Annotated in this window: 17 protein-coding genes; 3 read left to right on the top strand and 14 right to left on the bottom strand. The window is 39.9% G+C overall.

The genetic code is table 11. The annotated features are described in order from the left end of the window. Positions 1 to 73: 73 nt before the first annotated feature. From metE to K1I53_RS04075, 12 genes are all read right to left on the bottom strand, one after another. Positions 74 to 2,323, bottom strand: coding sequence for a 5-methyltetrahydropteroyltriglutamate--homocysteine S-methyltransferase (gene metE / locus K1I53_RS04130; RefSeq protein ID WP_223328503.1), 2,250 nt, complete (start codon positions 2,321 to 2,323; stop codon positions 74 to 76). Between the two features lie 260 nt (positions 2,324 to 2,583). Further along, positions 2,584 to 2,877 (bottom strand): helix-turn-helix domain-containing protein, encoded by a 294-nt coding sequence (locus K1I53_RS04125; protein WP_223328502.1) that lies wholly within the window; start codon positions 2,875 to 2,877, stop codon positions 2,584 to 2,586. Then, the gene (locus K1I53_RS04120; protein ID WP_223328501.1) at positions 2,867 to 3,232 is read right to left on the bottom strand and encodes a type II toxin-antitoxin system RelE/ParE family toxin; all 366 of its coding nucleotides are present in this window, start codon (positions 3,230 to 3,232) and stop codon (positions 2,867 to 2,869) included. The genes K1I53_RS04125 and K1I53_RS04120 overlap by 11 nt, the downstream gene beginning before the upstream one ends. A gap of 150 nt (positions 3,233 to 3,382) precedes the next feature. Further along, on the bottom strand, positions 3,383 to 3,748 hold the full coding sequence (locus K1I53_RS04115) for a TIGR02328 family protein (protein ID WP_223328500.1): 366 nt from the start codon (positions 3,746 to 3,748) through the stop codon (positions 3,383 to 3,385). Next, positions 3,732 to 4,136, bottom strand: coding sequence for a YbgA family protein (locus tag K1I53_RS04110; RefSeq protein WP_223328499.1), 405 nt, complete (start codon positions 4,134 to 4,136; stop codon positions 3,732 to 3,734). Before K1I53_RS04110 ends, K1I53_RS04115 begins: the two co-directional genes overlap by 17 nt. Before the next feature lie 124 nt (positions 4,137 to 4,260). Next, entirely contained in the window at positions 4,261 to 7,305 is a 3,045-nt protein-coding gene (locus K1I53_RS04105; protein WP_223328498.1) for a type I restriction endonuclease subunit R, read from the bottom strand. Between the two features lie 30 nt (positions 7,306 to 7,335). Further along, positions 7,336 to 8,550, bottom strand: a complete 1,215-nt coding sequence (locus tag K1I53_RS04100) for an anticodon nuclease (RefSeq protein ID WP_223328497.1) — start codon at positions 8,548 to 8,550, stop codon at positions 7,336 to 7,338. Beyond that, on the bottom strand, positions 8,547 to 9,710 hold the full coding sequence (locus tag K1I53_RS04095; RefSeq protein ID WP_223328496.1) for a restriction endonuclease subunit S: 1,164 nt from the start codon (positions 9,708 to 9,710) through the stop codon (positions 8,547 to 8,549). The genes K1I53_RS04100 and K1I53_RS04095 overlap by 4 nt, the downstream gene beginning before the upstream one ends. After that, complete coding sequence (locus K1I53_RS04090) at positions 9,710 to 10,714, bottom strand: virulence RhuM family protein (protein ID WP_223328495.1); 1,005 nt, start codon at positions 10,712 to 10,714, stop codon at positions 9,710 to 9,712. The genes K1I53_RS04095 and K1I53_RS04090 overlap by 1 nt, the downstream gene beginning before the upstream one ends. Continuing rightward, positions 10,704 to 12,275 (bottom strand): type I restriction-modification system subunit M, encoded by a 1,572-nt coding sequence (locus K1I53_RS04085; RefSeq protein WP_223328494.1) that lies wholly within the window; start codon positions 12,273 to 12,275, stop codon positions 10,704 to 10,706. The genes K1I53_RS04090 and K1I53_RS04085 overlap by 11 nt, the downstream gene beginning before the upstream one ends. Positions 12,276 to 12,381: 106 nt before the next feature. Beyond that, positions 12,382 to 13,527, bottom strand: coding sequence for an AbiH family protein (locus K1I53_RS04080; protein WP_223328493.1), 1,146 nt, complete (start codon positions 13,525 to 13,527; stop codon positions 12,382 to 12,384). Positions 13,528 to 13,577: 50 nt separating this feature from the next. Beyond that, positions 13,578 to 16,211 (bottom strand): DEAD/DEAH box helicase family protein, encoded by a 2,634-nt coding sequence (locus K1I53_RS04075; RefSeq protein WP_223328492.1) that lies wholly within the window; start codon positions 16,209 to 16,211, stop codon positions 13,578 to 13,580. Positions 16,212 to 16,346: 135 nt separating this feature from the next. Here K1I53_RS04075 and K1I53_RS04070 point away from each other — a divergent pair, with 135 nt between their 5' ends. Beyond that, positions 16,347 to 16,964, top strand: a complete 618-nt coding sequence (locus K1I53_RS04070) for a TVP38/TMEM64 family protein (protein ID WP_000077675.1) — start codon at positions 16,347 to 16,349, stop codon at positions 16,962 to 16,964. A gap of 46 nt (positions 16,965 to 17,010) precedes the next feature. On the opposite strand, the gene scrK is transcribed toward K1I53_RS04070, so the two are convergent. Further along, complete coding sequence (gene scrK, locus K1I53_RS04065; RefSeq protein WP_000164281.1) at positions 17,011 to 17,898, bottom strand: fructokinase ScrK; 888 nt, start codon at positions 17,896 to 17,898, stop codon at positions 17,011 to 17,013. 158 nt (positions 17,899 to 18,056) lie between these two features. After that, positions 18,057 to 19,952 (bottom strand): sucrose-specific PTS transporter subunit IIBC, encoded by a 1,896-nt coding sequence (locus K1I53_RS04060; RefSeq protein ID WP_001064504.1) that lies wholly within the window; start codon positions 19,950 to 19,952, stop codon positions 18,057 to 18,059. A 378-nt stretch (positions 19,953 to 20,330) separates the two neighbouring features. On the opposite strand from K1I53_RS04060, the gene K1I53_RS04055 reads away from it, so the two are divergent. Next, a complete protein-coding gene (locus K1I53_RS04055) occupies positions 20,331 to 21,785 on the top strand; it encodes a sucrose-6-phosphate hydrolase (protein ID WP_223328491.1) in 1,455 nt (484 codons plus the stop codon). Then, the gene (locus K1I53_RS04050) at positions 21,766 to 22,731 is read left to right on the top strand and encodes a LacI family DNA-binding transcriptional regulator (RefSeq protein ID WP_223328490.1); all 966 of its coding nucleotides are present in this window, start codon (positions 21,766 to 21,768) and stop codon (positions 22,729 to 22,731) included. The genes K1I53_RS04055 and K1I53_RS04050 overlap by 20 nt, the downstream gene beginning before the upstream one ends. Positions 22,732 to 22,743: the final 12 nt, after the last annotated feature.

Raw genomic sequence — 22,743 nt, 5'->3', positions numbered from 1 at the left:
GATTTCATTATTGCTGAGCCAGCTAGGGCCAAGCAGTTCCTTGAACAGTCAGTGTCAAGAGAGAAATCCTATCTTACAATTTCTCACGCGCAGCTTTAGCTGCTTCGACAAGGCGGATCAAGCTTTCTTTTGTTTCTGGAATACCACGTGTTTTCAAACCACAGTCAGGGTTGATCCAAACTTTCTTGCTTGGAACTTTGGCAAGGATAGCTTCGATAGTGTGGTCGATTTCGCCTTCGTTTGGCACACGAGGAGAGTGGATATCGTAAACCCCAGGTCCCACTTCTGTTTGGAAGTTTTTCGCTTTGAGTTCATCCAAGATTTCAAGGTTTGAACGGCTTGCTTCAAAGGAAATAACGTCCGCATCCATGTTGTCGATAGCTGGGATGATATCTGTAAATTCTGAGTAACACATGTGAGTGTGGATTTGAGTGTCTGGCGCTACTGTAGAGTGTACCAAGCGGAAGGCTGGAATAGCCCAGTCAAGGTAGTCTTCATACCAGTCGCTACGACGGAGTGGCAATTTCTCACGGAGAGCAGCCTCGTCGATTTGGATGATCTTCACACCTGCAGCTTCAAGGTCAAGAACTTCATCCTTGATGGCAAGAGCGATTTGAAGAGTTGAGTCCTTGATAGAGATGTCTTCACGTGGGAATGACCAGTTAAGGATGGTAACAGGTCCTGTCAACATACCTTTGACAGGCTTGTCAGTACGGCTTTGTGCGTAGCTAGACCATTTGACAGTGATTGGGTTGAGACGAGTGACATCACCCCAGATGATTGGTGGTTTCACCCCACGCATACCGTAAGATTGTACCCAACCATTCTTAGAGAAGAGGTAACCTGACAAGTTTTGACCGAAGTACTCAACCATGTCGTTACGCTCGAACTCACCGTGTACAAGCACGTCAAATCCAACTTCTTCTTGCCATTTGATCCATTCGTCGATGGTTTCAGCAAGGAAAGCGTCGTACTCTTCTTGTGACAATTCACCCTTACGGAAGGCCAAACGTTTGGCACGAACTTCCTTAGTTTGAGGGAATGAACCGATAGTTGTTGTTGGAAGAGCTGGAAGTTTAAAGGCTTCTTCTTGGATGGCTTCACGTTCTGCAAAGGCTGGTAAACGAGTGTAGTCTGCATCTGTCAAGCCAGCGATACGCGCACGAAGTTCTGCATTTTCACCAACACGTTCAGTCGCAAAGAGTTCTTTGTTAGCTGCAAGTGCTTCTGCACCTTGACCATTGCGGATAGCATCCAAGTCACGAAGTTCTTCCAATTTTTCAACTGCAAAAGCAAAGTGGTTCAAGATAGCTGGTTCAAACTCTTCGTTAGCAGTTGTAAATGGCACATGAAGAAGTGAGCATGAGCTTGTCAAGACAATGTTTTCAGCTGGGATTTGCTCAAGAACAGCCAAGCTCTTTTCGTAATTATTGCGCCAGATGTTCTTACCATTGACAATACCCGCATAAAGAGTCTTGTCAGCTGGGAAACCACCTTTCACAAGGTCAAGAGTTTTCTTACCTTCAACGAAGTCAAGACCAATGGCATCTACTGGCAAGTTCACAAGATCAGCGTAAACGTCACGAACATCACCAAAGTAAGTTTGAAGCAATACTTCAAGACCTTTTTTGTCAGCCAAGAGTTTGTTGTAGAGGTTCAAGAAGAGAGCTTTTTCTTCGGCAGTCAAATCTTTTACAAGAGCAGCTTCGTCCAACTGGATGCGAGTCGCACCAAGTTCAGCCAATTTTGCAAAAACTTCTTGGTAAGCAGCTACTAAGCTATCTACGAAGTCTTCTGCTTTCACGCCTTCTTCAAAGTCTGATAATTGAAGGAAAGTGAATGGACCTACAAGGACAGGACGAGTGTTGAGACCAAGTTCTTTGGCTTCTTGGAACTCATCAAAGATCTTGTGACCAGCCAATTTTACTTGAGTGTCTTTTTCAAATTTAGGTACGATGTAGTGGTAGTTGGTGTTGAACCATTTCTTCATCGGAAGGGCACGCACGTCCCCTTTCTCTCCTTGGTAACCACGACCCAAAGCAAAGTAACGCTCAAGGTCAGACAAGTCTAAGTTTTGAACAGAAGCAGGAACCACGTTGAAGAGGAAGGCTGCATCTAAGAAGTTGTCATAGTGAGAAAAGTCATTTGATGGGATTTCAGTGATGCCTTTTTCTTTGACAATGTTCCAGTGTTTTGCACGCAACTCTTTAGCCGCAGCCAAGAGTTCTTCTTCTGAGATTTCTTTTCTAAAGTATTTTTCAGTTGTAAATTTTAATTCGCGGAATTCGCCCAAACGAGGGAAACCGATGATCGTAGTTGACATGATGTGTCCTCCAAAATTTGTTGTTGAAACTATCTTAACAGAAAAGAAACTGTCTGTATAATTGTAAATAATTAGGCTTTGATATAGTTTGAAACTATATCTCTCTTTTAAACAAAAGAAAAGGACTTGAGACCAGTGTCTCAAATCCTTTGTATAGCTTGTTTTGTGGCTGTATTTTAGTTGGAATGCTCAAACGTTTTATTAGTAATTCTTATAAGTGACTATGGCTTGTTGTTAGAAAAGACTATAGGTTGGTTTAATCAACTTTTTTCCTGTTCAAGTGGGACGACTGCTAGTGTCTTTCCTAAACTGGCTAAGACTTTCAAGACCGTATCCAACTGAGGACTAGTCTTTCCTGTCTCCATCCTAGCTATAACAGGCTGGCTCACTCCACTGAGTTCCTCTAGCTTTTTCTGACTGATTCCTTGTTCATGCCTAGCCTCAATCAACTCACTCATGATAGCCACTCGAACATCACTTTCAAGGATTTCCTCCTTGGTAAAGAGTTCAGAGCGGACATCCTTCCAATTACTTCCAATGGCACTATTCTTCATCACTTAACCCTCTTTCTTTTATGTCCTTCAGTTCACGCTTGGCTTTTTCAATTTCTCTCCTAGGAGTTTTCTGAGTCTTTTTGACAAAATGATGCAAGAGAACGAAACTCCCACCAAGCCAAGCCACAAATAATATCCTATCCCTAAGAGGTCTAAGCTTCCAAATCTCATCTTCCAAATGTTTGATATAGGGTTCACCTGCTCTAGTCCCATGCTGACTAAGCAACTCAATATAGTCGTTTAGTTTATTCAGTTTGATGCGGCTATCCTTACTTTTCTGACTAGCCAATTCTCTCATATAATCCAAGACTGGCTCATTTCCATTTTTGTCCTTATAGAAGTAAATCGTATGCACCAAGCAACCTCTTTTCAATTAAATTATAACTAAAAAGTTATTAAAAGTAAATCCTAACACTCATAAAAAGAAGACCTTAGAAAAATTCTACAGGTCTCATTTTTATTATTCGAAAAAATGACGAGAATAGTTATAAATCAGAGATAATCCTTACTCCAGCTCTATCCCCTTCTCTCGGAGATTAGCCAGACACTCCTCATAGTATTCTGCATCATGCTCACTATAGACGGGATTGCCCAACTTTTCCTCAGGCAAGTCTTGATAAGGAGGGCAGATTTTGCCACGGTAGTTCTTGTCCAGCCATTCTGGACTGACATTGTAGCCACGGCCAGCCATCTCCTCCATGATCAAGCGATGATAGGCATAGAGACGATAGGGCGAGTGGGTAAAGACATAGTCCACCGTCGCATGCTTTCTGCCCCAGCCATTGCCACGCAGGGCACAGCACTCTCGATGTTGCCCTAAAAGTTGTGGACGGGGAAGTTGTGAAATCAAATCCTCATGCCAAAGTCTCATGGGAGTCTCCTTTCAGTAAGGTCGAATGTTGCAAGTAGGTATTGGGATAGCGATCCAGCAAGTCTCGAGTCTTAGCGATCAAGTCTTCCTTGGAAGCCTGACCAAAGCGGTAGCGATCCAGCAAGAGCATATAGTCCTTACGCTCGGCATCTGTCGCTTTCTTTTTGAAATAGCCCCAAATATGCTGAAAGGCATTGCAAACCTGACCCCTATGCTCTGGGATTTGACAGGCACGGTCAATCATCTCTTGAACCTGACTCAGCTCTACCACTTCTTTCTTTAGATACTGGCGAATGTCATTGTAAATATTGCTGGAATGGCTCAAAACGAGGTATTTGTTTCTAGCCCAGAGTTGTTGACACTGGGATTTTTGGTTAGTTTGTTCCATATTTCTCCTTACTTTCTATCCGTTTCCAGGAAATATGGAAACAATTTTGTACCTTAAAAATGAGCGAATAAAGAGTGTTTTTTGTAGAACCTGATTTTTCTAACAAGCCTTGTTCGATAAATCCTTAAATACCTGAATAAGTCTCTACTAACAACTGAATCTTACGTAAAACTTCTTGCTTTTTCCGTTCACGCGCTCCCTGTCTACGAGAAGTTGGTGGAATAATCGAATCCAAATCAGTCCCACTATTTTCAGCATAACCTCGTTGAATTGATTTGTCGATGAATAGTTGATAATCAGCTACAAGCTTCTCAGCCTCAGCTAGGTCGTGAATCGCAATTTTCTTGCGCTCCTTACCATATTCGTAGAAAGCATTGATAATCCCATCATGGTCTTTCAATTTTTGCAAATCGGTGTCATTGATAAACCCGATTACCAACTCTTCTTTGGCACGAATATCAATACTAGAACGAATCACACGACTAACTTCTGCTTTCATTGCTTCTTTAGACTCAGAATTCTTCGATTTTTCAACAATCAATGCCAGAATATAGTCTAGGTTGATCTCATCTGTTTTTAAGAGTTCAATTTCAAATTCAACATCTGAAAGGTCAACCTCTAAATCTTTTCTCTTTTCATAGTTTTTAAGGTTTAAGAATTCATCTCGAAGTTCCACATAGGCGCTTCTTAAATCCTGAAGATAACCTTCTGAAATAGGTTTATCGATTTCTTGGAATTCATCATAATTTCGAAGGACATTATCAAGCTTCAACAACTCACCAAATAACTTAACAAACTCTTTTTTCTCATGCTCTGTTTCAATTTCTTGCGGATTCGGGAATTTCTCAAGAATTTCCTGACAGACTGCTGCATATCCTTTGACCTCGATACCCGTTACTTGATCCACGAAACCATCCATGTATTCACTAAAGCTTTTTTCTAAAATAATTTCAAGCTTATTTGTGTCTCCAAAAGTCTTAATAGCTTCTTGTGTAGCCTTTTCTAAATCACGGAAACAAACAATATTTCCAAAAGGTTTAACCTTATTAAAAATCCGATTGGTTCTCGAGAATGCCTGAATCAAGCCATGATAACGTAGATTTTTGTCGACAAAGAGAGTATTCATAGTTGGAGCATCAAATCCCGTCAAGAACATACCCACTACAATCAGCAAATCCACTTCTTTAGACTTAACTCTCTTAGAAAGGTCACGATAGTAATTTTGAAACTCTTTCCCATCGGTTGAGAAGTTGGTCTTGAACATTTGATTATAGTCGTCAATTGCTCTAGAAAGGAACTCTTTAGAAGATAGAGGCATAGCTGTATCTTGAGGTTCTAGCTCTTCGTCTTGAATTTCACCATAAGCCGACTGTTCTTCGTTTGGCGCAAAGCTAAAGATAGTAGCAACTTTCAAACGCTTAGCTTCTGGTAAAGCTGCCTGTTGCCGTTGGAGTTCTTCATAGTATAGTTTTGCAGCTTCAATACTTTGTACAGCTAGCATGGCGTTAAATCCTGCTAGTTGTTTTTGCTTATGAGTATAGTGTTGATTTCGATGCGTTTTATCATTATAAACTCTCAACAGGTACTCTGTGATGGTTACTATCCGTTCTGGATGCAAAAGGAGTTCCTTCTCCATCTTTTTGAGTTTCTTCTCATCAAGCTCTCGACCAACTACTTTTTCTGCTTCTCTATATTTATTGATTTCAGGTTTGATATAGTTATAGTCAACCTTGAACTTCAACACTTTTTTATCTCGAATAGCATCTGTGATAACGTAGTTATGAAGTTGTTCTCCAAAAACTTCCTGTGTCGTTTCACCCGTTAAACTATTTTCTGGGAAAATCGGTGTCCCTGTAAATCCAAATAAGGCGTACTGTTTAAAGGATTTTTTAATGCGCTTCTGTGCCTTCCCAAACTGAGATCGATGACACTCATCAAAGATTAAAACACATTTTTTAGCATAGATTTCATGATTTGGATTTGCTGTGATAAACTTATTTAACTTTTGAATGGTTGTGACAACAATTTTCCCATCATTTTCTTCAATACTTCGTTGGAGCTCTTTTGTATTGTTACTACCATTGACTGAATTTGGTTGGAATTTTTGATATTCCTTCATAGTTTGATAGTCCAAATCTTTTCTATCTACCACAAAAATCACTTTGTCAATATAGTCCAACTCTGTTGCCAAACGAGCCGTTTTAAAGCTGGTCAAGGTTTTCCCTGAACCCGTCGTATGCCAGATATAGCCACAGGCATTGATAGTGCCAAAGTTCTTCATCTCATTAGATGAATGAATCTTGCGTATGATACTCTCAGTAGCTGCTATCTGATAAGGACGCATGATGAGCAAGGTATTATCAACATCAAAAACACAATATTTAGTCAATACCTCCAAAAGGACTCGCTTGCTCAAGAAGGTAACAGTAAAGTCTTCTAGGTCATGAATTGTTTTATTTTTACGGTCTGCCCATTCACAGGTGAACTCATAATGATTTTTATTCTGGGCTGTCGTATTTGCAAAGTAGCGTGTATAAGTGCCATTGGAAATAACAAAAATCTGAATATACTTATACAAAGAATTCTCGCTATTGAAACTTTCCTTACTATAACGGTGAAGCTGATTAAAGGCTTCTTGCAGACGAACTCCACGTCTCTTTAATTCAATCTGAACTAAAGGAAGTCCATTTACCAAGATGGTGACATCATAACGATTGGTATGACTCCCCACTTGCGTCACTTGGTTGATGACCTGCATGCTGTTATTGTGAATGTTTTTCTTATCAAGGATGAAAATATTTTTAATCCGCCCATCATCAAAGACAAAGTCGTAAATATGATTTTCTTGGATTTTTCGTGTTTTTTCAACCAAATCCTCATTGGGACAGTCCAGATACTCCACTACAAAGCGACTCCACTCAGCATCCGTAAAGGTTATCTTATTTAGTTTTTCAATCTGAACTTTGGCATTTGCTAAAAGCTCTGCAGGTGTGTGAATATCCAATCGTTCGTAGTTGAGATGATGTACTAAATCGGAAATCAACTGATTTTCTAGATCAGCCTCTGACTGATACTCTCTATCCGTACGATACTCTGGTTGATACTCAGCCAAGAGAATCCCTTCATTTGTTTCCGCAATTACTTCATGTACTTTTGAATAATCAACCATAGCATGCTTCCTCGGTATTCTTTGTATATTCTAGTGCAAATGACTAATATCTTTATTGAAATAGTATTTCTCAATAAACTTCTTGTAGATCACTTTAAATTGTTCTTTATCATCTTCTGTAATATCGGGAAACTCTTCAACCGATTGTTTATCATGACTAAATAAATTTAAGTATCTTCTATGAACCTTATCTTTTTCACTTTCAGGTATAATTTCTTCCCATGATTTATATCCTAAAAAAGTAGAAGTTTTTTCAAAAAGTGATCTTAATAAATTATAGTGATATTTTTCTAATTGATTCACTTTAATAGCTTCATCTATTATATCTATAACCTTCAAGTGGTAAGCAAACGGAGAATCAGAGGTCTCTTTCAAATGATAAGTTTCATCACCAGTAGTCAAATCCAACTTGTGTTCAAGTACAAATCTACTACATGAATCACCTTTTAATTCATTAAATAACACGTTAAAAAATAGTGGATGATGAGTTGTGATAATAAATTTTAAACCACTAGATTCATGAACGGTTTCAGTTGTTTTTTCAAACTTACTTTCCTTTATTAAACTAGCTAAATCAACAGCCATTTCAATTATTTTTCTATCATCTAAAGAGGAAACAGGATCATCTATAAAAATATACTTTAAATTTGGGAAAGAGTCCTGAGCATTCTTACTTTGAATAACTTCATTTAGAAAAGTGTAGAAAATACTCCAGATAAAACTATTTTCTTCTCCTTTAGAAATTTTTATATTATCCTCTGTAATTCTTTCATCTTCACCATTTCCATTTTTGGCAGTATAAGTTTTTGAAAATTTAACTGTCGTAAAGTCATCTTGGAAACTTGGTAAAATAATTTGCTGTTTAGCTCTCAAAGCATTTCCTTCTGGAAAAATCCCAAGGTAATCTTGAAATAAATTAATAATCTCATTTTCCTTTCCCTGATCTTCAAGAATATACTTCAAAAATGTTGAATCCAGATTTATATTTAATTTTCTATCCCAATCATCTTGCAAATCATTATCCCAAGAAAATAAATCTTCTGTAAATGCATTAAAATAAAAAATTTTCTTTTTGTCTATCTCCATATCCTGAATTTGACCAAGTTCATCGCTATCCAATTTTTCCTTAACAGCCATAGATAGTCTAGTTTTTCCACTTCCATTAAAAGCATATAGAAGGGAACTCTTTGATTTTTTTGAAATGAGATTAGCCGCAAGGCTTTCCAATGTTTTGAATTCTGTCATAGTATACTGTCACCTTTTTTATTAAAATTGAACATCATTTTTCTCCAATATTCATATTGTTTTTGGCGTAATTCAATCTCCTTGGGGAGTCCGATATATAAATCATTACATATCGTATCAAAGTTGTCTAGAACTTCAACAATACGAGATTGAATTTCGAGAGAAGGAACCGGGATTTTCAATGATGAAAATATAGCTAAGTTAAGATTATCCTGTGCACTTCCATAACTCTTATTTGCAAGATGATCTTTTATTGAATTTAAATAGTAGTAAACATATTCTGTAATGGCAAATTCTGGATTTGCAACAAAGCCTATAATACTATCAGGGAAACATGCATCAAATCCTAATAATCCAGTTTCCGCTATATTAGCAGCAATTGTGATACATAATGTTCCCTTTTCCCACTTCTTACTTTGTTCTAATCCAAAATCACTATAAGTTTTAGAAAAGTTCTCAATCCACTTCCCTGCACCTCTTATATCTCCAGTCTGTATGAACGGGATATCACCGCCATATAACCTTGCATCATTTCTAGGCCTATGTTTCGATTTCCCTCGACCAAAAACTTTTGCTATTTCCGAAAGAGTCTTCCACTCAACCTGATAAACCTCGTCTTCAAAAGATAACAGTTTATCTCTATAAAAAGAATATTGCTTTTTACGTGAGGTCAATTCTGAGGTCAATTCTGTAACATACTCCGTCATTTTGTCAAGTATTTGCACTATTTTTTCTTGAATTTCTAGTGGTGGGATAGGAATAGGAAATGATTTTAAAGTTGAAATGACAATGTAAGACATAGCCGCCTTATTTGTATTATTCTCTAAATAAGATTTTAGCCCCTGTTTGATAATGTGTAACAAAAATCGAGCTTTCACATTATGTGAGAAATTTGTCAAAACATATGTTCTTTGATATGCTTCAAATTTCCCTGAATAATACTTAACATCTCCAACATTTGCATTTCCAGCAATCAATAATGCCTCTGTATTCCACCGAAAAGAATTTATTCGACTTATTTCTTTTGCTGTTGTAAAAAAAGGATACTTCCCATCTTCGACAGATTCATTGGCATTCAATTTACCTGTTTCTATTTCACACACTTCCCCCAACTCTTTCCACTCAACGGAACAGTTTTGAATTTCTTCTAGGATATTCATCACTTACCTCCTTCCTTGGCTAGATTTTCAATGCTTTTGATTTCCTTGAGGTAATCTTTTTCAACTTGACTGAGGGTCTTGGCTTGGTAGCTCTTATATTCCTTATCCACCTTCTGCTTCATCTGTTCACGAGAGATGGAGCCACTATTGTCCAGCAAGTCTTCTCCAGTAGCCTGAAGAATACGATCCACATGAGCCACCCAATCAGCCATGGTCATGACTTCTTCTCGCTCTGCCTGTCTTTCAGCAAAGTCTAGATATCCTGATACAAGCTGATTAAGCCCACGGAGTTCCTTCTCTGTCAGATAGTTCTTGGCAACTTTTGCTTCAGATAGAGTAGGAAGGTCTCCCTTAAAAGTGGTTAAGCCCATAAACTCCTTTTCACTATCAACACGGTTATAGATAAGTTCACTCGCAGTATTGTGGTGAATGGCATAATGCATCTTGTTTTGAACCGTCGCAAAGAATTTCTTTGCCTCTTGCGAGTTTGCATTGTAGTCACTAGATGTAGCGAAAAGATCTAAAATCTGACGGTAAAAGACTTTTTCACTAGAGCGGATGTCTCGGATTCTTTCCAGGAGTTCTTTAAAGTAAGAGCTTCCACCCAAGTTTTTCAAGCGCTCATCATCCATAGCAAAGCCTTTAATCAGATACTCTTTTAAGACTGTCGAAGCATAGTGTCTAAACTGGACTCCACGAGGGGAGCGCACACGATAGCCAATCGCCAAAATCATATCGAGATTATAGTAGGCGACTTTTTTTGACTGAGTTTTACCAGCTATTGCACCGTGACGAGTGGTTGTCAACTGATAGTTGACAACCACTGTTTCATCCAACTCACCATCTTCAAAAATAGCCTTGATATGTTTGCTAATATTTTGCTTGGAAGTTTGAAAAAGCTCAGCTAGTTCTTGTTGGGTCAGCCAAACTGTTCCATCATCCAAGTGAAGTTCAATAGCGGACTCCCCGTCATCAGTTCTATAGAGAATCACATCATTCGCCATGGCTAAGCTCCTCTACAATCTTATCTATCTCTGCACGCAAGTGATCAATCTTGGCAACAGTCTCAGCGATTTCTTTATTGAGCTCATCAATATCAATCTTCTCACGTGTATCTTCTGGTTCGACATAAGTTGACACAGATAGATTGTAGTCTTGCTCTGAGCCAATCACCTCATTATCAACAAGAGCTGCTTTATAGTCTACACTTTGATAGTTAGTGAACAATTCAACAATATGCTCAATATTGCTATCTGTCAAAACATTGTTATTAGTCTCTTTTTTGAATTCTTTACTCGCATCAATAAAGAGGGTTTTATTTTCAAGTTTATTCTTCGCCAGAACTAAGATCGTAGTCGCGATAGAAGTACCAAAGAAGAGATTATCTGGAAGGGCAATAACCGCTTCAACAAAGTTGTTATCTACCAGATACTGACGAATGGTCTTTTCAGCACCACCACGATAGAAAATGCCTGGGAAACAAACAATTGCCGCCCGACCTTTATTTGACAAGTGGTTAAGACTATGCATGATAAAGGCAAAATCAGCTTTTGACTTGGGTGCTAGTTTCCCTGCTGGCGCAAAACGGTCATCATTTATCAGAGTCGGGTCTCCATCTCCCACCCATTTGACAGAGTACGGAGGGTTAGAAACAATAGCATCAAATGGCTTTTCTTCCAAATGCTGAGGATTTAAAAGGGTATCTCCTCGCTTAATATCAAAGTTGTTGTAGTTGATATTGTGTAAGAACATATTCATACGAGCCAAGTTGTAGTTGGTCATATTGATTTCCTGACCAAAGAAACCATCCTCCAAGATATGGTCTTCGTATTGTTTTTTCATTTGAAGAAGGAGAGAGCCTGAACCACATGTTGGGTCATAGACTTTGTTAATCTTATCCTTACCAACCATTACCAAACGAGCTAGTAATTTAGAAACTGTCTGAGGTGTGAAAAATTCGCCACCACTTTTTCCTGCATTACTGGCATAGTTGGAAATCAAGAACTCATAGGCGTCCCCAAAGGCATCAATGTCATTTTCCTCAAAGTTGCCAAAGTTAATGCTATTGATACCATTTAGGATATCAGATAGGCGCTTATTTTTTTCTGGAACAGTTCCACCAAGGATATTGCTTCGTGTATCCAAGTTATCAAACAAACCTTTGATATCATCTTCTGATTTGAACCCAATCGCTGACTTCTCAATAGCTTGAAAAATATTGGCTAATTCTTCGTTTAGATTTTCATTTTGCGAGGCGTTCTTGACGACATTTTCAAATAATTGACTTGGAAGGATAAAGAATCCCTTATCCTCAACTGTCCCTGGTTTAAAATCTTGCTCAGCTTCATGGTCACTTAAGTCAGCATAACGGAATTCTAAATCCCCAGCCTCATGCTCAGCACGGTCAAAATAATCTGCCATATGCTCTGAAATAAAGCGATAGAAAAGGATCCCTAGGATATATTGCTTAAAATCCCAACCGTCTACAGCCCCACGAACATCATCAGCAATCGCCCAAATTTTACGATGCAGTTCCTTGCGTTCTGCATTTTCTTTACTTGCCATTTTTACTTTCCTTAATTAATGTATTATCTTTTCTATTTTATCATATTTCAAGAAAAACCACTCGACCTGACTAGAGCGAGTGGGCTATAAACTATTCTTAACTTTATTAAGGTAGTAGCTCTTTGTTCATACGGTCCTTATCATCACTCTTTACAAATACAACATTCCGTTTACCTGTTAACTCTATCAGTTTTTCTTTACCAAGGATGATTGCGAGATTCTTAATAATCGATCGTTTTGCTAGCTCATCAAAATAAGTGAAAATAAATCTATAATCATACTTTCCATTTTCTGCTAATTCAAAACATTTTTGGAATATTTCTTTATCCAATGGATCAACCGAGTGACCAAAAACAATGATATTCTTTGAATTTGGAAACTGAGTACCGAATGCGTCACCTATATCATAGAAAGTTCGTTTAAAAAAATCTTCGAATTTACTTCCAGTCTCTTTAACAACTCTTTGGTAATACTTCTGATAAGGAATCAAATCACTGTTGACATCATTTTCTTTGTCCTCAATTCCAAAGACCATAGTATTGATGCGACTGAAAGTTCTATCTAAATTAATTCGACCATGTATAAAATGAGTTTTCTTCTCAGAAGTTCCGTAAAGATTACCTGATGTGTTGGTATAATTAAAATTTAGAACAGAGGAATTTGATAAATCCGATATCGCATCTAGGGCTGTTGGACTTGTTTCAATCCCTCGAACCTCAAAATCTATATAATCCAAATACGACAGATAGATTTCTAATAGTTCAATTAGTAAATCAAGTTGTCTGATAAATTCGTTATTTAATTTATCCAATGCAACTTCTCTTTCTAAAGAACCCCAGCCTTTTTTATGAAAGAGTGAAAAAAACAAATCTGAAATATATAATTTTGACCTATAATTTTTTTCTTTTGATAATTTCTCTTCCAGTAACCCAGTTTGTCCTGTAATAGTAACTTTGAATATTAAATCATTATTTTCTTTGAAATACATTATTGCATCTGCAAGTTGCGAAATCATTATTTCAAGATTAGACCAATTATCTCCTAGAGTAGCTTTATTCTCATTGATAAATTTTAAATATAAATTATCCTTGTATTTCTCAATCCTTATATTTTTAACTTTTAGGAACTCCAGTAACTCCTCATTTGGATTAGAGAATAATTGTTTTTCAAAGTCAATAAAATCTGTATACTTTGTTTTTCGCCCCATTGCAATATCAAAGCCATTACCTAAAATTAAAATTGTATCTGCCATATTTTCTCCCTTTGCTTTTTTATTTTCTAGAGGGGTATATTTTACCTCCCCTACTCCAACTGGCTTTTAACCTTCTTCTTAGTCAAGATACGGTCATTTTTGTTAGAGAGAGCTTGGATACGAGCTTCAAGAAGGGTTTTCCGTCCAGCCTCTGTCCGTGTGTAGACGAGCTGATAGTGTCCGATAATTGGCGTTAAGAAGTCGAGGAATTTCTGTGCCTCCTCCTTGCGCTTGTCAAAAAGACTAGGCACGACATAGTAAGGTGACTGACCTTGTTGGACTTTCTCTGCCTTCAAGAGATAGCGCTGATTGTCCACTGGAGCAAAGAACTCTCCTACAGTCTGCGCAAACAGCTCCTTGTCCCTCATGCTTCCTCCCTTGAGATAGGCGAAAACCATATATTTTTCCTTGTCCTCCTCTACCTGAACACGGGATTGATCGTCCGTTAGATGCCCCGAATCTAGCAAAGCCTTTCGGATCTGCTCACCCAGAGATTGCAAACGTTTATAGGGACTCTTATAGCAGAGGTAGCGCCAAGATGCAAAGGCCAAAAAGAGGAGACAAGCTGCTGTAAGCCACCAAACTCCAGTCAGTCTCATTCTAAACAACAAAACCAATAAATCCACTGCTAACAGCAGCAATGACATGCGAACCCATTTTAATGCATCAAGCAAGAGCATGACTGGGATCTTCTGTTTTTGGGTTGCGACTTCAGTGACAATCTCAAATTGATCTGCCACTACGAGAGAATCGTACCATTTTTTGCGCAAACCTGCTCGATCCTTGGATAACATCTTAATCCGTTCGTTATACTCTCTGATTTGCTTTTTCTTAAAAGGGGGCTTTGGAAAATCCAAACGATCCAAACCGGTCTCAATACTCTCCTGATTATAGGCCAGTCCAAGAAAATGTTCCATACGACGAGACAAAGTTTGCAGATCCTGATTGCTCTCTGGTCTTGGCTCCTCACCAGGAAGAGTGATGAGCGCTTGCGCTTGAACGGCTACCAGATGCCAGATGTTACTGGTCTTTTCTGGATGTCCCGGCCAGATACGAATGGCACGCCCCCGCATCTGGTTACTCAGCATAAAGCTCCCCACAAAGCTTCCGAGGATTAGGGAATTAACACAAGGAGCATCCCAACCCTCTCCGAGGAGAGATTTGGTTCCGACTAGGACTTGGATCCGCCCTCGTTGAAAAAGTTCCGTCACCGCCCCTACAATACCCTTAGCCGTACTAGGAAATCCCACCTGCACATAATCCTCTTGGTCTAACTGACCAATAGACGAAAAACTAAGATGAACCTGAGGCAAGAGTTCCTTCAACTCTGCTGCCGCATTGGTGGGAAGAATAACGACATTCCCTGACAAGACAGCCAAAGATACAGGTATCTCATGCTCCTGAGCTTTCCGACGAATGCTTTCAAAATAAGGAAGAACCCCCAACTGAGAAATGGTTGCCTGATTATCTCCCAGATAGGTGGCAAAATCCTTGCGAATATAATCCGCCAAGACGAGTTGTCGCAAATCTTGTCCCATACTCTTATACTCAGTCAGAAAAATATCTGCAATACCAGACAATTTCCCCAAAGACTGATTTAAAATCTTGTCCTTAGACTTGGACTTGACTAGAGAAACCTGTCGCTGTTCGATCAACCCCCGTGCTTTTAACTCCGATTCTAACTTTTCCCTAAATCCATTTGAATCCTCGTACCAATCTGGAGTTTGATAGAGAACGCTCTGCAACAACAGCTCGAGCCAGTAGGAGTTCACCTGAGGCAGACGTTTCGCCCCCAAAAGATTCTCTAAAGAGTCAGGAATGGTCAAGCCCTGAGAATGCATATAGATCAAAATAGCCGACAAGTACTTAGGGTCTTCTAATAGAACATCGGATGAAATATCTCCTTTGAGTACCTTCGAACCTGATACTAGAGCTTGAAAGTCAGGATTGACCAAAAGCTGATGGATATACTCCCACTTTCTATCTTCAAACTGCCTGAGGTGTTCCGACTCTTCAGCTGTTGGTGAACACATATAAACAAAATCCTGATGAGGGCAGAGGGTGTCTTCCTTGACTAGTTCAGGTACCGTGATTTCTTGGTCAATTTCCCCACACATTCGGATATAGCGTTCCCAGAGTTCAGGTTCGCTGTCATAAGGTGGTGTCGCTGTCAGGGAGATGACTTGCAACTGTCCATACTGCTTGCGAAAGGTTTCCAGACTTTTCCGCCATTCATTGCGCAGGTGGTGGCATTCGTCCAAGCAAAGAGTAGCAACTTTCTGAGCTCTTAGACTTGCAAGCAAATCAAACCCCACAAAATCCTCTGCTTCTCCATCTTCTTGTGATTGCAATTGGTTCATAGCGCTATGAAAAGCCTGATAGGTCACAATCGTTAATGCCTTCATCTCCTTTAAGTTTTGGGAAACGAGATCTGAAATCTTCTGTTCATTCTCTAAAAAGGCTGTTTGGATCCTATCTACCCATTGTTCACGAATGGTGACAGTTGGAACCAAGACAAGGGCTGGGTTGCCAAAACGAGCGATCAGCTCGATACCAATGGTGGTCTTGCCGGACCCTGGTGCCGCCACTAGGTGAACATGGCCATCTGTTTGATAGTTCTGAAAACGATCTAAGACTTCCTTTTGGTACTTTCTCCATCTTCCTTTAAATTTTAAATCTAACATTTCTTTCACCGTTATATCTCTTGACTTACTCCTTTAATTGTACCACACTTATATAAAAAGCAAGATAAGGAATCAAATTAGTCTTTATAAGAAAAATATGGTATAGTAGAACCATACTATCTATAAGGAGTTTCTATGTCACAGCATAAGCAAATGAAAGCTGTTTCTCCCCTTCTACAGCAAGTCATCAATATCTCATCTATCGTCGGGGGAGTCGGCACCTTGATTTTCTGCATTTGGGCCTATCAGGCGGGAGTGTTACAGTCCAAGGAAACCCTATCGGCCTTTATCCAGCAAGCTGGGGTTTGGGGGCCACCACTCTTTATCTTTTTACAGATTCTACAAACCGTTGTTCCGATCATTCCGGGTGCTTTGACCTCAGTGGCTGGGGTCTTTATTTACGGCCACATCATCGGAACCATCTATAACTATATCGGCATCGTGATTGGCTGTGCCATTATCTTTTACCTCGTGCGTCTCTACGGGGCTGCCTTTGTCCAGTCCGTCGTCAGCAAGCGCACCTATGATAAGTACATCGGCTGGTTGGATAAGGGCAATCGTTTCGAGCGTTTCTTTATCTTTATGATGATCTGGCCAGTTAGTCCAGCTGACTTTCTCTGCATGCTGGCAGCATTGACCAAGATGACCTTCAAGCGCTATATGATTATCATCATTCTGACCAAACCCTTTACCCTAGTGGTTTACACTTATGGTTTGACTTATATTATTGATTTCTTCTGGCAGATGTTTTGAGAATAGAAAAATCCGTTTGGTTTCCCAAGCGGATATTTTATTTGTTTTATTTTGCGACACTCTTAGCAAGGACAAAGTTTCCAAGTGTGGCAGAACCATTTCCAGCAACTGCTGGAGTCACGATGTAGTCACGCACGTCTGGTACTGGTAGGTAGCCGTTGAGAAGAGCTGTGAATTTCTCACGCACACGGTCCAGCATGTGTTGTTGGGCCATAACCCCACCACCAAAGACGATGACGTCTGGTCGGAAAGTCACTGTCGCGTTGACAGCAGCTTGAGCGATATAGTAGGCTTGGACGTCCCAAACAGAGTTGTTGAGTTCGATGTTTTCACCACGAATACCTGTACGAGCCTCCAAACTTGGTCCAGCCGCAAAGCCTTCCAAACAGCCCTTGTGGAATGGACAAACACCGTTGAATTCTTTTTCAATATCCATTGGATGTTTAGCTACATAGTAATGCCCCATTTCAGGGTGACCGACACCACCGATAAACTCACCACGTTGGATAACACCTGCACCGATCCCTGTACCGATTGTGTAGTAGACCAAGTTCTCGATACGGCCGCCAGCATTGTTGCGGGCAACTACTTCACCGTAGGCAGAGCTGTTTACGTCTGTGGTGAAATACATGGGTACATTAAGAGCACGACGAAGGGCACCAAGCAAGTCGACATTTGCCCAGTGAGGTTTTGGAGTCGTTGTGATAAAGCCATAGGTTTTGGAGTTTTTGTCGATATCGATTGGACCAAATGATCCGACAGCAAGACCAGCAAGGTTATCGAATTTTGAGAAGAACTCAATGGTTTTATCGATGGTCTCGATAGGAGTTGTTGTAGGAAATTGTGTTTTTTCTACAATGTTAAAGTTTTCATCACCGACAGCACAGACAAACTTTGTACCGCCTGCTTCTAAGCTTCCGTATAATTTTGTCATGATAAACCTCTTGTTTTTATTTTCTTTATTATAGCATATTTTGAAAGTCTAGATTTCTCTATATTTTAGATTTTCCTCTGTAAATCTTACCATTCAAGCAAAAACGAACAAACATGTCATTTGTTCGTTTTGTTTTTAGATTTGATTCTTGAAGAGGATTAGGCTTTCACTTCGATGATCGCGTCGCCCTTGACAACTGAACCACTTGCGACTGGTGTTACAGAAGCGTAATCTGCAGTGTTGGTTACGATAACCATTGTTGTGTCGTCAAGACCTGCGGCAGCGATTTTGTTTGAGTCAAAGGTTCCGAGAATGTCACCAGCTTTGACCTTGTCGCCTTGAGCAACCTTTTGTTCAAAGCCTTCACCGTTCATTGTCACCGTATCGATACCGACGTGGATCAAGATTTCAGCTCCGTTAGCTGTTCTTAGGCCATAAGCATGTCCTGTTGGGAAGACAATTGTCACTTCAGCATCAGCTGGTGCGTAAACAACATCTTCACTCGGTTTTACAGCAATACCTTGTCCCATAGCTCCACTTGAGAAGACTGGATCATTCACATTTGAAAGAGCAACGACATCACCAACGATTGGTGTTTGGATAACACCTTCGCTTGGTGAAATCACAGTACCAGTTACTGCTTCTTCAGTCAAACGATCTGTTTCAGCTTCAGAAATTGCTCCTGCAACCTCTTCTACTTCATCTTCGTAACCAAACATGTAAGTAAGAGCAAAACCAAGTGCAAAGGATACAGCTACCATAAGAAGGTATTGTAGAAGTTGTCCATTCCCAATGTAAAGCATTGTACCAGGGATGACTGTGATACCATTACCAGTACCAGCAAGTCCAAGGATTGAAGCAAGTCCACCACCGACTGCACCAGCAATCAATGAAAGGAAGAAAGGCTTACGGAAACGCAAGTTAACCCCGAAGATAGCAGGCTCAGTAATACCTAGGAAGGCAGAAAGAGCAGCTGGGAAAGCAAGAGTTTTAAGTTTAGGATTTTTAGTTTTCACACCAACGGCAACAGTTGCAGCACCTTGAGCAGTCATAGCTGCAGTAATGATAGCGTTGAATGGGTTAGCGTGGTCAGCAGCAAGCAATTGAACTTCAAGCAAGTTGAAGATGTGGTGAACACCTGATACGACGATTAATTGGTGAACTCCACCAATCAAGAAACCACCAAGTCCGAATGGCAAGTTAAGAATAGCTTTTGTTCCAATGAGAATGTAGTTTTCAACAACGTGAAAGACTGGTCCGATAACAAACAATCCAAGGATTGACATTACAAGGAGTGTTACAAACGGTGTTACCAAGAGGTCAAGTACATCTGGAACAACCTTACGAACTGCTTTTTCAAACTTAGCTCCGACAACCCCGATGATGAAGGCTGGAAGAACTGAACCTTGCAAACCTACAACTGGGATAAATCCGAAGAACTGCATTGCAGTTACTTCACCACCAGACGCAACAGCCCAGGCATTTGGAAGTGAATCAGAAACGAGCATCATACCAAGAACGATACCAACAGCTGGGTTACCACCGAATACACGGAAAGTTGACCAAACAACCAAACCTGGCAAGATAATAAAGGCAGTGTCTGTCAAGATCTGAGTATAAGTTGTCACATCTTCTGGAAGTGTCATTCCAAGAGCAGTCAAGAGACCACGAACACCCATGAAGAGACCAGTTGCTACGATAACTGGAATGATTGGAACGAAGACGTCACCGAAAGTACGGATGGCACGTTGGAACCAATTTCCTTGTTTTGCAGCTTCTGCTTTCATATCTTCTTTAGAAGATGTTGGCAACCCAAGAGCTACGACTTCATCGTACATCTTGTTTACTGTACCAGTACCAAAGATGATTTGGTATTGACCTGAGTTAAAGAAAGCACCTTGAACTTTTTCCAAGTTCTCGATAGCATCTTTGTTAATTTTCGCTTCATCTTTAACCATCACACGGAGGCGAGTCGCACAGTGGGCTACACTGTTGACATTCTCACGTCCGCCAAGGGCTTCGATGACCTTTTTTGCAATATCCTGATTGTTCATTTGCAAAAATCTCCTTATATAAAATTTTGTAAAGTGTTTGAAAGCGATTTTATCCGCCCTACGACTATTATTTTATCATGTTTCTAAAATATGTCAAGCGTTTTGCAGAAATTTTTATTCCCTTTCTTTTTCCTCTGATTATTTTTGCTCGTTTTTGAGGGAAATTCTCTTTTTCCTCAAAAAAATATCTTTAAACTTGAGGAATAAAGGTTTTTATTTACATTTTCTTTCATTTTTTCGTGAAAATTTGTTAGATTTCCTTTACTTGATTTATGGCAACCGTTTGACATTTTTTGCTATTTTTTAACATAAAAGACTTGCTTTTTTGGTCGAAAACGTTTACTATTAAGGTAGTAGAACTTTAGGAGGAAAGATAAAATGGAATGGACAACTGAGCGCCGTTATAGACGCTATGAAGACTGGTCTAATGATGAAATCAAGCAAATCAAGGAAAAGATGGCACAATCTCCATGGCATACTCATTACCATGTCGAGCCTAAAATGGGGCTTCTCAATGACCCAAATGGCTTTTCCTATTTTGATGGTAAATGGATTCTCTTTTACCAAAACTTCCCCTTTGGTGCAGCTCATGGTTTGAAATCTTGGGTGCAGCTTGAAAGTGATGATTTAGTGCACTTTACAGAAACTGGAGTCAAAGTTTTGCCTGATACTCCATTAGATAGCCACGGGGCCTACTCTGGATCTGCCATGCAGTTTGGCGATCAGTTGTTCCTATTCTATACTGGAAATGTCCGTGATGAAAACTGGATTCGTCACCCTTACCAGGTTGGTGCTCTTTTGGGAAAAGATGGCAAGATCTCGAAGATTGACAAGGTCTTGATTGACCAGCCAGCAGACTCTACCGACCACTTCCGCGACCCACAAATTTTCAACTTTAAGGGGCAATATTATGCTATCGTGGGTGGACAGGACTTGGAGAAAAAAGGCTTTGTTCTTCTCTACAAAGCTATAGATAATGATTACACCAACTGGCAAGCAGTTGGTGACCTAGACTTTGCCAACGACCGTACTGCCTATATGATGGAATGTCCAAATCTGGTCTTTATCGGTGAACAACCTGTACTTCTCTACTGCCCGCAAGGATTGGATAAGAGTGTTCTAGACTATGATAATATCTATCCAAACATGTACAAAATCGGGGCTTCTTTTGATCCTGAAAATGCTAAAATGGTAGATGTCTCTCCATTGCAAAATCTAGACTATGGTTTCGAAGCTTATGCAACGCAAGCCTTCAACGCTCCAGACGGACGCTCTCTAGCAGTTAGTTGGCTTGGACTACCAGATGTAGCCTACCCATCTGATCGTTTTGACCACCAAGGAACTTTCTCATTGGTCAAGGAACTCACTATCAAAGATGGCAAACTCTACCAATACCCTGTCGCAGCTATCAAGGACCTTCGTGTCTCTGAAGAACCCTTTTCAAATCGTGCTCAAACCAATAACAGCTATGAACTCGAGCTCAACTTGGAAGCCAATAGCCAGAGCGAGATTGTCTTACTTGCCGACAAAGAAGGCAAGGGACTTTCAATCAACTTTGACCTTGTAAATGGTCAAGTGACAGTGGATCGTAGCCAGGCTGGTGAGCAGTACGCCCAAGAATTTGGAAGCACTCGTTCTTGCCCAATCGACAAGCAAACTACTACTGCTAACATCTTCATCGACAATTCTGTTTTTGAAATTTTTATCAATAAAGGAGAAAAAGTATTTTCTGGTCGCGTCTTTCCGAATGCCGATCAAAATGGTATCCTGATCAAATCTGGAAACCCAACCGGAACCTACTATGAAATAGATTATGGTCGCAAAACTAACTGATGTCGCAAAACTTGCTGGTGTCAGCCCTACTACCGTTTCTCGGGTTATCAATAAAAAAGGTTATCTGTCTGAAAAAACCATTCTCAAGGTCAATGAAGCCATGAGAGAATTGGGCTATAAGCCCAACAATTTAGCTCGTAGCCTCCAAGGAAAATCAGCTAAGTTGATTGGCTTAATTTTCCCAAATATTTCCAATGTTTTCTATGCAGAATTGATTGATAAGTTGGAACACCAACTCTTTAAAAATGGATACAAGACCATCATCTGTAACAGCGAGCACGACTCTAAGAAGGAACGGGAGTACATCGAAATGCTAGAGGCCAATCAGGTCGACGGTATCATTTCTGGTAGTCATAACTTGGGAATTGAAGACTACAATCGTGTAACAGCGCCAATCATTTCCTTTGACCGAAACTTGTCTCCAGACATTCCTGTTGTCTCCTCTGACAACTACGGTGGCGGGGTTCTCGCTGCCCAAACCTTGGTCAAGACAGGTGCCCAGTCTATTATCATGATTACAGGGAATGACAATTCCAATTCGCCTACTGGACTGCGTCATGCTGGTTTTGCCTCTGTACTCCCAAAAGCGCCTATTATCAATGTTTCGAGTGACTTTTCTCCCGTCAGAAAGGAAATGGAAATCAAGAATATCTTGACTCATCAGAAACCAGATGCTATCTTTGCTTCAGATGATCTGACAGCCATCTTGGTTATCAAAATAGCTCAGGAACTGGGAATCTCTGTTCCTGAAGAGCTCAAAGTCATCGGCTATGATGGGGCTTACTTTATCGAAAACTACTACCCTCAACTGGCGACCATCAAGCAACCCTTGGAAGAGATTGCCCAACTCACTGTTGATCTTCTCTTGCAGAAGATCGAAGGCAAGGAAGTCGCGACAACTGGTTACTTCTTACCAGTCACCCTATTACCTGGAAAAAGTATTTAAGTACAAAAAACT

This window comes from Streptococcus oralis, assembly GCF_019929365.1.
Classification (GTDB): domain Bacteria; phylum Bacillota; class Bacilli; order Lactobacillales; family Streptococcaceae; genus Streptococcus; species Streptococcus oralis_BT.
This window is presented reverse-complemented; position numbering and strand designations above follow the sequence as displayed.